Origin of the sequence: Microcoleus sp. MON1_C1 (genome assembly GCF_036701945.1) — a bacterium.
Taxonomy (GTDB): Bacteria; Cyanobacteriota; Cyanobacteriia; order Cyanobacteriales; family Microcoleaceae; genus Microcoleus.
The window spans coordinates 88,987-99,791 of record NZ_JAUBRO010000022.1; the positions used below are offsets into that span (position 1 = coordinate 88,987).

Annotated in this window: 7 protein-coding genes; 2 read left to right on the forward strand and 5 right to left on the reverse strand. The window is 46.5% G+C overall.

Translation table 11 applies throughout. The features are described from left to right. Positions 1–606: 606 nt before the first annotated feature. Both pirA and bioF read right to left on the reverse strand, forming a co-directional pair. Positions 607–756 (reverse strand): arginine synthesis PII-interacting regulator PirA, encoded by a 150-nt coding sequence (gene pirA / locus QUA62_RS14575; protein ID WP_006635290.1) that lies wholly within the window; start codon positions 754–756, stop codon positions 607–609. 311 nt (positions 757–1,067) lie between these two features. After that, positions 1,068–2,240: an 8-amino-7-oxononanoate synthase gene (bioF, locus tag QUA62_RS14580; RefSeq protein WP_333404916.1), complete on the reverse strand. Its 1,173-nt coding sequence runs from the start codon at positions 2,238–2,240 to the stop codon at positions 1,068–1,070. Between the two features lie 66 nt (positions 2,241–2,306). Between bioF and QUA62_RS14585 the strand changes: the two genes are divergently transcribed. Then, positions 2,307–3,242 carry an exopolyphosphatase gene (locus QUA62_RS14585; protein ID WP_333404917.1) on the forward strand — a complete coding sequence of 312 codons (936 nt, stop codon included), beginning with the start codon at positions 2,307–2,309 and terminating at the stop codon, positions 3,240–3,242. A 119-nt stretch (positions 3,243–3,361) separates the two neighbouring features. Here QUA62_RS14585 and QUA62_RS14590 read toward each other — a convergent pair whose 3' ends face one another. The 3 genes from QUA62_RS14590 to QUA62_RS14600 form a co-directional block, all read right to left on the reverse strand. Then, positions 3,362–3,595: a hypothetical protein gene (locus tag QUA62_RS14590; RefSeq protein WP_190662553.1), complete on the reverse strand. Its 234-nt coding sequence runs from the start codon at positions 3,593–3,595 to the stop codon at positions 3,362–3,364. Between the two features lie 11 nt (positions 3,596–3,606). Next, positions 3,607–4,728, reverse strand: coding sequence for a glycosyltransferase family 4 protein (locus tag QUA62_RS14595; RefSeq protein WP_333404919.1), 1,122 nt, complete (start codon positions 4,726–4,728; stop codon positions 3,607–3,609). Between the two features lie 138 nt (positions 4,729–4,866). Continuing rightward, the gene (locus QUA62_RS14600) at positions 4,867–7,677 is read right to left on the reverse strand and encodes a chloride channel protein (RefSeq protein WP_333404921.1); all 2,811 of its coding nucleotides are present in this window, start codon (positions 7,675–7,677) and stop codon (positions 4,867–4,869) included. Positions 7,678–8,312: 635 nt separating this feature from the next. On the opposite strand from QUA62_RS14600, the gene QUA62_RS14605 reads away from it, so the two are divergent. Continuing rightward, positions 8,313–10,805 (forward strand): S8 family serine peptidase (locus tag QUA62_RS14605; RefSeq protein WP_333404923.1); only part of this gene is annotated, 2,493 nt, incomplete at its 3' end.

The following is a 10,805-nucleotide window of genomic DNA, read 5'->3' on the forward strand; positions in this document are numbered from 1 at the left end:
TCTAGCTTGACGGGAGTGGCAAGATTCTCTCCCTGTTAATTGCTTGAGTTCCCTAGGAAATTGCTCAATTTTCCAACCAATAGCACACACATTAGTGTACGTTATTGGTGCGCTTATTATTGAGTTTAGTCGTTAGTCGCGACTGTCAACTTTTTAGTGCTCCGGACTGGTTAAGGTGATGGGTGAGGGCGTGAACACGCCCTCACCATGTGCCAGTTTCGTTAGTTATTAGTAGGGTGCGCCGAGGCGCACTTTACTACTACAGATAGTGTAAAAATAACAGGAATGCAGCGTAACTCCTGTTCTTCCTTCTTCTCTCTTCCTTCTGACTTCATAACTTACTCAAAAAATGGTTTAATCTGCTATTGGTAGAGTCTCTGTGCGCCGAGGCGCACCCTACAGATAGACTTTGTGCGTCGAGGACTGTTCCCTCTTCCTTCTTTCTTCTTCCTTCTCAATAAAAAACCCCGGTTTCTTGAAGAAACCGGGGTTTTTTGTACCAACTAAGAGAGGAGTCAAAAGTTAACAGGTAGCGGTTGGCGGAATTCTGCATTTCTCGCACAACCCTCTAAACCAAACTACGGGCAAATTCTAGTTGCAGCTTCTTTAAAGCTGTCTCATTTCCTCTTCCAGCACCCGAACCAAATCTTGGTTCCCACTGGATCTCGCTACTTCTATGCGGTGTATCAGTTGCTTGTGAATGTTAGCGCGGTGGGTTTCTGCTACTTTTTTTACGTTTTGACGATTTGTGTTCATGGTGGACGTTCCTTATATAAAATTTGGTGTACCCGCTACTTCTATAATATAGCGCTAAATTTCAAAAAGTATCTAAATTTACAAAAAATTTACAGTTATTGACCGATCGCGCAAACTAATGTATAAGATTGGCCATAAGTCAATAGCGATATCTTGACAATCAAAAAAAAGGCAGAAGCCTAGAGCAGCAGAAAGCAGAAAGCTAGAGCAGCAGAAGGCTAGAGCAGCAAAAGGCAGAAGGCAGAAGTAGAAATTCTCCCCGTCTCACAACATTTACTCAAAGGGTAAGGTACTTATGGCGTACCCAACATTTACTCAAAACTCAAAACTTCCTTCAGCGCCTCTACCAACTGCTGAATGTGTGCGAGCTCGTGAGTTGCCATCAGCGAAATCCGAATTCGACTGACACTTACAGTCGGAGGCCGAATCGCCGGAGCAAAAATACCCATGTCCTTGAGTTTGCTCCCTACTGTTAAAGCTGCCGCTGCATCTTTTAACGGAAGACTGAAAATTGGGGAGAGGGAATTGCTAATTGGTAATTGGTGATTGGTAATCGCGCAATATTTGAAAGTTTCGATATTTTGTTGCAACCGAACTCGGCGTTCTGGTTCTTGCTGTACAATCCTCACAGCTTCCAAAGCAGCCGCCGCATCAGCAGGCGTCAATGCCGTAGTATAAATCCAAGTCGCAGCTCGATTACGCAGAAAATCAATTAAAGCAGCAGAGCCCGCAACGTAACCGCCCAAACTTCCCAAAGCTTTGCTGAGTGTCCCCACTTGAATCAGTGGTGTTCCCGTACACCCGAAATGTTCTGCACAACCGGCACCGCTAGCACCGAAAACTCCTGTAGCGTGAGCTTCATCTACTAATACCATGCAGTTAAAGGTGTCGGCCACAGCCAACAACTGCGGTAGCGGACACAAGTCCCCATCCATGCTAAAGACGCTATCGGTAATAATTAAACACTTGCGGTATCTTGCGCGATTTTGCTCTAGCTTGGCCTTTAAATCCTCAAGATTGCAGTGATTGTACTCTAGGGCAGTTGCACCACTGAGTGTGGCTCCGTTTTTCAGGCTCGAATGGTTGTACTTGTCAGATAATATCAAATCGCGCTTGCCGACAACGGATGCGATCGCCCCTAGATTCGCCAAATATCCCGAACTGAAGACTAAAGCATCTTCAGTTTGTTTTAAATTAGCAATAGCTTGTTCTAGCTGTCGGTGCAAATCGCGGTGTCCGCTGACCAACCTCGAACCCGTCGCACCCGTACCAAATTCCTTAGTTGCAGCCATAGCAGCTTGAATTAACCTGTCATCGCCGGCAAGTCCCAGATAATCGTTGCTGGCAAAGTTAATCAGCCTGTGGCTTGCTAACTTTACCACAGGCCCGGGGCAACTATCGATCGATTGTGGCGATCGATACCAATGGGCGCGGCGAACTGTGTCCAGGGACTTGTCTATCCAAGCGTAAGGGTCAGCGTTCATATTGGAAAGCGATCGGGTAATACGTTATATTAGCTGGTGATCAGTTCCTCCGCATCACATAAGCATATGCCACTCACTAAAAAATACAGATTAGTCACCCGCAGCGATTTTGACGGTCTTGTCTGTGCCGTTTTGCTCAAAGAACTCGATATGATCGACGAGATTAAATTCGTGCATCCTAAAGATATGCAGGATGGAAAAATCGCAATAACAAATAACGATATTAGCACCAATTTACCCTATGTTGAGGGAGTTCATCTAGCTTTCGATCACCATTTCAGCGAAACTCTCAGACACGAGAAAATCAAAATTAACCACATCATCGATCCCTATGCAGCTTCTGCAGCTAGGGTACTGTACCAATATTATGGAGGCAAAGCAAAGTTTCCTGATATTTCTGAGGCGATGATGGCGGCCGTTGACAAATCAGATTCCGCTCAATTTGCCCAAGAAGAGGTTCTGCATCCGCAAGAATGGGTGCTGTTAAACTTCATAATGGACGCCAGAACGGGGTTGGGAAGGTTTAAAGACTTTACAGTTTCCAATTATCAGTTAATGATGCAGTTAATCGATTACTGCAAAAATCATACCATCAATGAAATATTGCAGCTTCCTGATGTGAAAGAAAGAGTAGACCTCTACTTCGATCAAGAAGAAAAATTTAAAGAGCAAATACAGCGCTGCGCCCAAGTATATAATAAGTTAGTTGTTTTGGATTTGCGTAACGAAGAGGTGATTTATGCGGGGAATCGTTTTGTAATTTATGCTTTGTTCCCCGAATGCAATATATCGATTCACGTACTGTGGGGACTGAAACAACAAAATACTGTTTTCGCAGTTGGCAAGTCAATCTTTAACAAAACTTCTAAAACTAATATTGGGGAGTTAATGTTAAGATATGGTGGCGGCGGACACCAGAATGCCGGAACTTGTCAGATTGAGAATGATAAAGCTAGCAAAGTTTTGACAGAGTTAATTGCCCAGATAGAGCAAAATGGTTAAATTGGCTTTATCTTTTTTGCAGTCAGGACTTGAGTCTTTGATTATTTTATTTTTCAGGACTGAAGTCCTTACTACAAACGGGGATTTTCAGGACTGAAGTCCTTACTGCAAATGGGAGTTTAGTCCTCAAGGTTTTGAGCTGGCGGGTTCTGGGTATTGAGATTTTCTGAACTGTTGCCTTTGACTGGTGGCAAGTGGTCTACCAAACCCATATCAAAAGCGATATCCGGCAACTCATCAGCGTTATATTTTCCTGGCTCAAACAATCGCCCGGGAGTAAAACAAGGCTGTTTCAATCGTACCATTTCCCCCGGCGAAAACATTCCCCTAAACATTTTGCGTTCGAGTCCCATAATTTCTGCTCCTAAAACAACTTTCGCATTAATCTTAGCAATTTTTGAGCGGCAGCTTCCCAATTAAATAAATCCGCCGTCTCTCTAGCTTTTTGAGCTACCTGAAAACGCATCGGGTCTTCAACAATTTTTCGTAACTGCTGGCGAACAGACTGAACGTTTGGCTCGGCCCAATGAGGAGCATTTGTAATTTTTAGATACTGAGTATCGTAACACTTTCCTATGGGAATGAGCTCGTAAGCAATGGGATAGCAGTTATCAGCATTGGCGTACTCAGTCGGGCCGCCATACATAGTCATAGCGACAGGTAAACCCGCAGCAAAGGCATCCAAAATTTTAATCGCAAAACCCTCGCCGCGAAAGGGAGCTAAAAAAGCATCGGCTGACAAGTATAAATCAGCTAGTTCTGCTTTATTACAAAATTTAGGCATTATCCGAATTCTTGACTTGAACTTGCCGAATTGTTTTTCGATATTTACGAGATGTTCGGCTATAACATCTGGATGTTTTCCGCCATCTTTGATTATTAACTCTACCTTAGAATCATTTCTAAACTCTTCCCAAAAAGCTTGAATGGCGAGATCCGTGCCAAATCTATACAAATCAACAGAATTGGTCATGTGCAGAATATACTTTACATCTTTTTGGTTTTTTGGCGGTCTGGGAAAATAGAGTTGCGAGATTAAAGGATTGAAACCTAGAGGCATGACTGATACTTTGTCAGGCGGACATCCAGCTTTTATTAAAACGTTTTTAGAATATTGGCTGACGGCTAGTTTGTGAGATAAATTATTGACAGCATCGTAAATCCAGTAATCATAATCATCAGTATTTTTGGCGAATTCGTAATTGATAGCAAAAAGTTCTAAATTGAGATGTCCCTTGAGCTCTTTTAAAAAATAAGGTTTCCAGTAATGAGACCATTTTATCTGGAATAAGTCTGATGGTGCGGTGTTCATCCACTTTTCTAGCAGGTGGTTTTGTTCGGTTGTGGAATTATCGCAGATCTGAGAGGCAATTGTTGAAGGTTCGACAGAAATGGGAATTCCCATTTTGTCTAAAGTTTGTGCCAGGGATAGCGTAATATCAGCGAAGGAGTTAAAGTGTTGAAAACCAACGTTAAAGTGAACCATATTTATTGGTTATTACTTATTAGTTATTGGAGACAAAGCCTCCGGGTATGTATTCCCAAGCCGAGCCTGGGAACAAGACTAGAACACTAAAATACCACCATAAAAATTAATAAATAAAAAATAACAACTAACTAATGACTAATTGGCCGAGCGCACTAAAATGACTGTACAGTCGCACCCGCGCGCCACAGCTTCCGGGATGTTCCCGTGAATCACCTGCTTCAGCAGCCCTTCGCGGCTCGCTCCCAGGACGATCGCATCGCACTGATCGTTCTGAGCCAAATCAATTAAAGCATCAGAAACCGATTTAGCGCAAACCGAAGTTGCTATTATCGAACAGCTAACCCTGCGCTTGATAAACTCCGCCGCTTGCTTTAATTCACCGCGATCGGGTTCTGCACCAGAAGGCTGGTGAACCTGACACAATTTAATCTCCGGTACAGCACTCGCAGCCACTAAAGCAGGTAGCAGCCGCAAAGCCGCAGCTTGCTTGTAACCGCCACGAATAGGCACCAACCAGCGGTGCAAACCCATCAGCGTGTGCAGTCCCAATTCTGGCCCTGGAATGTCTGAATTCGGCGGGGAAAGTTCAGTGTCAGGAGTCGCTGATGAATCTGAGGATCTCGCCGTGGGATGATCTGCGCCGTCAACTCCTTCGGCATTTAAGTCCCATTCTATAGACGCATATTTCCGCCCGCTAAGAGCGGCGGCAAGCTCATTTTTCTTGCGGGTTGCTAATATTTTTTCGCTCCATTTAACCAAAATAACCTCGCAGCCGGCTTGCCGAATAACGGTATCGACCACATCACCAAAAATGCGTCCCCTGGTGGATGTTTCGCCTTGCCATCCCATCAAAATTAAATCGATATGTCGATCCTTAATTGTTTCTAAAATCGCGTGAGGCACGTCATGAGCTACCCGTATTTGGGTGTGTACAGGCAAGTTCAAATTGCGAATAATTCGCTCGGCTTGTTGCAGCAGGCGGCGGCTTTTTGTTGTCCGGACTGCGGTTTCTGAGGGGGAACTGTTGCGCGGTACTAAGATGATTTGCAGGCATTCTAATTCGTAATTACGATCGCGCGCGATCGCGGCCGCCAGCCGCAGCAAAGCGGGTGCTGTTTGGGGGTTGGAAAGCGGCACTAATAAGCGGCCGTTTCCGACTTGCGGAGCTCTGGTTTGATAGACAACATAGGAAGGTTCTGGATGCGGGCCCTGGGTTGTTTCTCCGCTGAGGCGATCGGATTCAACTCGGATAATGTCGCTGCGGGTAATAATTCCCACCAAACGCCGACCTTCTACGACTGGCAAGCGGCTGATATTGTAGTTGTTGAGCCTGTACAATACCTCGCTTAAAGTATCCTTTGCTTTGACTGCGATCGGCTGTACAGTCATAAATTCTTTGAGCAGCGACTTTCCAGAAAAATTGCGTTCGCTGGCATTTGCCAAATCGGTTTGACTGACAATTCCGACTAATTTGCCATCTTCAACGACGGGAAATCCTCGGTGGTGCGATCGCGAAAATGCCTGGATCACTTCATCGAAAGTCAGCAAACTCGAAAGAGTTTCAACTCGGCGCTGCATCACGTCCTCTGCGTACAAGTCGCTCAAAGTATTGCTCGCAGCTTTTGTTTTTGTCAGTTGAATGCCGTTAAACTCCAAAAGGTGAGTGTACAGCGAGCCACTCTCTACCTTTTCTGCCATTAAATAAGCAACTACACAACAGATCATCAAAGGCAGCACTAATTTGAAATCCGCCGTAATTTCAAACACAATTACTACCGCAGTAATCGGCGCTCTAGTAACCGCGCAAAAAAATGCTCCCATTCCCGCCAAAGCGTAAGTTACCGGCAAACCGACGCCCAGGGAATCTGCCTGCACAATGCCCACCATGTGACCTAGTGCAGAACCCATAACTAGCGAAGGGGAAAACAATCCTCCCGGAGCCCCAGAAGCCGAGGAAATAATTGTTAGAAAAAAGTGAGCTATAAAAGCAATTAAACTCGTTATCCCGCTTGCTTCACCGGTCAGCATAAACTCCCGTAAACCCGTATTATCGCGGAAAGTTTCTGGGAGAAAACCTATTACTAAACCGCAGATTACGCCAGCTATAGCAATTCGCACTGGTAAGGCTAATTTGAGCGTTCGCCTGTTAAATTGCAAGCTAGCAATAATCCCTTTGGTGAACAAAGCTCCCAGCAATCCCGCTAAAACTCCTAATAGTATGTAGAACGGGATTTCCTGAGCATCAAAACTGGTTTGGTACTCGCGAAGGTTCAAACTCAAACTATCGCCACCCAAAAGCTGCGAGACAACTGCACCGATAAATGAAGCGATAATTGCAGTCCCTAAAGTCAATCCCGAAACGTCATACAACAGTTCTTCAACTACAAACAAAACTCCTGCAATCGGAGCATTGAAACCCGCAGCCAATCCCGCAGCAGCACCGCAAGCAATCAATTGTCGGCGGTAGTCTGGGGAAGTAGGCATCAAGTGACCTATCCAGCCGGCCAAAGATGCTCCTATTTGCACAGTTGGGCCTTGCCTGCCTAAAGTTAAACCGGAACCAACGGCTAAAATAGTGGTCAGAAGTTTGGCGACCGCTACTCGCAAATCTAAGGCAAGATTGACACCGCCCAGAGCAGCTTTGACGTGAGGAATGCCACTGCCTGCAGTTTCGGGAGCAAAACGCTCAACCAAGAAACCTGTCAGCAACCCGCCACATAAACCGACGCTGGGCAGTAATATCCAAGCTGGGATTAATGTCGAGGTAGCAACTCGCCAACTGCCTAGCCATCCGACTCCTGACTTTAGCAAAACGCCTGCCAGTCCGGAAATTAAACCGATCAGACAAGCTTCAAAAATGGCTAGGCGTTTTGGTCGTAAAAAAAGTTGAGATTTGATGACCCTGGAAGGTTCCCTAAATTGTTTAGGGATAGTAATGTACGGCATAAATAGCGTAGATGACCTGAGAATTGTCTGCTCGATCGCACTTTAGCGAAAAATCGTTCGACTTGGCAAAATATAACTAATTTTTAACCGGAGGTTCACGCAGATTAACGCAGATTAATTCTATATGTTTATAGAACCCATTTGAGATATTGCGATCGCTCGCAAGCAGTCGAAGAGCTCACAGCAGTCGATTTACCATAACAAGTACCGAAGAACTACTTCCCTGATTTGTTGAGACTCACTTTGCTGAAGATTCTTTCGCCCCTGAAGGCCTCTTCAATTCCTGTCGCACAACAACCCTCAAAAGTCAACCCTCAACCGCCCTCATCGCCAAAGATCCGACTTATCCGACTGGAAGATCCGACTTTTCCGACTTATACAAACAGCCACGGCAAGAAATAATAGAGATAGCGAAAGTCAAGCCGCGATCGCTTGGGTTCTATATGCAGTTGGATATTTGTGAACTGTAACAGGTAATTTCTATTTCCGGTAAATTACTTGAACCCTCGCCAGGGCTCTGTGACAAAATATATCTCAGGAGGGATGCGGATCGTCAGCTAAAAGATGAGATTGCCCTCTCCTCAGACCCAATCGCTTTCAGAAGCAGTTAAGAAAATTATCCAGAGAGCCTTGTTATGACTGATACATCCAGATTGCCGGACGACTTAAAAGATACTCTAGCCAAAGATCAGTGGTGGCTGCTCAACAAAGGACAGAAAGTAGAACACAATTTCAGATCAATCAAAGGTACTCCCGGCATCGACCTGAATGTACTCCCCCTGTGGCCGCAGTATACGGGCAAAGGCATCAAAGTAGGCGTCATTGATGATGGTGTTGACGGCAACCACGAAGATTTTGCAGGCAACTTCGATAAATCGCTTTCCCTGCCAGACAGCTTAGGGGGCCCCTTTCCAGCGAGGGCTAATGACAATCACGGTACGCTTGTAGCTGGCATTATCGCAGCTAGAAGAAACAATCTCGGTACAGTGGGTGTGGCTTATGAAGCAACGATCGCCGGTTATAAATTTCTTACGGGTGGCCAAACCATTGCCAGTTTACAGGCGCAAGAGAAATTCGACGTTTCCAACAATAGCTGGGGCGCGACGAGACACTTTGAGCTCAATAGAGACGACGTTGCAGACATCAAAAACGCTGTCACCAAAGGCCGCGCTGGGTTAGGCACAGTATTTGCCTGGGCTGGGGGAAACGAGCGTACAGAGGTTAACCCAAACCTGACACCAGGAGCACAACAGCGGGGGAAAAATGTCAACTCGGGCGATTACGAGAACAGCCGCTATGTAATTGCCGTAGCAGCGATCGACCAAAACGGAGTTGTTGCCTCATACAGCAATCCCGGTGCGCCGCTGCTTGTCTCAGCCTTCGGCGAGGGAGGAAGTATTGCCACAGTCGATCGTACCGGAAATGAGGGCAAGAACACAGACAAAAATGTGACCATTTTGCCGTTAGGATCGAAATTCCTGGAGGATTTTGAAAGCCTTAACTACACCAGCCGCTTTAACGGCACATCATCAGCGGCGCCGATGGTTTCGGGAGTTGCAGCCTTAATCCTGCAAGCCAATCCCAAACTCGGCTACCGCGACGTTCAGGAAATCCTGGCTTATTCAGCCCGAAAAAATGACCCGAATAACGAGAAAGCTGACAAAATCATCGGTAAAGACACATGGAAATTCAACGGTGCTAAAAACTGGAACGGCGGCGGACTCCACGTCAATCACGATTACGGCTTCGGATTAGTCGATGCCACAGCAGCAGTGCGTTTGGCTGAAACTTGGCAATTTCGATCTGGAACTGCCAAAAATGAAGCGGCAACTGCCGCAAATGAGAAATCTCAACTTGTCAATTTGACCCTGCCAGAATCCGGAGTAGATATCCCCGACAATAATCCCGCAGGGATCAATCAAACCTTCACAATTAATCAAGGCATCAACATCGACAAGCTCGAACTAGACTTGAATATCGAGCACGGTCAATTTCAAGACTTAGTAGTCAAGCTGACATCTCCCGACAAAACCGAGAGTATCATTCTCGATCGTGTCCCTTATTACAACCAGGGTGGCAATACTGGAAAAGAAGACTTAGGTTTCAAAGGCACAACCCTCAACTACACCTTCAGCAGCGCCCGCCACTGGGGAGAAACAGGCCTTGGCGATTGGACGCTGAACATTTCAGATAATAGCGCCACTCCCGACCCCAAAAATACCAGTGGCAACAATAGTGGCAAACTCAAAGGCGCAACTTTGCGGCTGTACGGCGACGACTTAATTAACGACAACACCTACATTTACACCAACGAGTTCGCCAGTTTCAGCGATGCTACTCGCAAAACTCTCAGCGACACTGATGGCGGCAACGACATCATCAACGTTGCGGCCATTACTGACGACGTTATCGTCAACCTGACTCCCGGTTCAACCAGTACCGTGCCCGGCCGCGATGTTACAGGGCTTAACAAACTCGGTCCTCAAACTCTCACCATCGCCCCCGGCAGCATCATCGAAAATGCCTTTGCTGGCGAAGGAAATGACTCAATAGTCGGCAACGAAGCACCCAACACCCTCTCCGGCGGCCGCGGCAACGACACCCTCGTCGCCTCCCGTGGCAACGAGGGTGTCGTCGCCTCCCCTGACACCCTCATCGGCGGCGGCGGTAGCGACTCCCTAGTGGGATTCATTGGAGATACTACTTACATCCTAGATGCCACGACAGCCGCAGGCAGCAAAATTAAAAATGTTGGTGGCGCCGCCAATAATTTAATCCTCAACAACGCCACCCTGACAACAACCCTCGCAGTAGGGCAGAACGGGATTGCCAGAAAAGGTAACGATTTGCGGATCGACTTGAATGCTGACGGCAAGATAGAACCAAGACTTGATTTGACCATTGAAGACTTTTACTTGCCTGGTAGCGGCCGCTTCCTAAACGTCGGCAACCTGCTTGGTAGTGACATTCTCTCTATTCCAACTCCAACTCCGGTAACACGGACTCCAACTGCGGCAACACCAACTCCGACAAGTCCGACTCCGACTCCGACAACTCCGACAAGTCCGACTCCGACTCCGACAACTCCGACAAGTCCGACTCCGACTCCGACAACTCCGACAAGTCCG

Coding starts and splice junctions, on each gene's coding strand:
- pirA (WP_006635290.1), bottom strand. CDS start 756: ATGAACACAAATCGTCAAAACGTAAAAAAAGTAGCAGAAACCCACCGC.
- bioF (WP_333404916.1), bottom strand. CDS start 2,240: ATGAACGCTGACCCTTACGCTTGGATAGACAAGTCCCTGGACACAGTT.
- QUA62_RS14585 (WP_333404917.1), top strand. CDS start 2,307: ATGCCACTCACTAAAAAATACAGATTAGTCACCCGCAGCGATTTTGAC.
- QUA62_RS14590 (WP_190662553.1), bottom strand. CDS start 3,595: ATGGGACTCGAACGCAAAATGTTTAGGGGAATGTTTTCGCCGGGGGAA.
- QUA62_RS14595 (WP_333404919.1), bottom strand. CDS start 4,728: ATGGTTCACTTTAACGTTGGTTTTCAACACTTTAACTCCTTCGCTGAT.
- QUA62_RS14600 (WP_333404921.1), bottom strand. CDS start 7,677: ATGCCGTACATTACTATCCCTAAACAATTTAGGGAACCTTCCAGGGTC.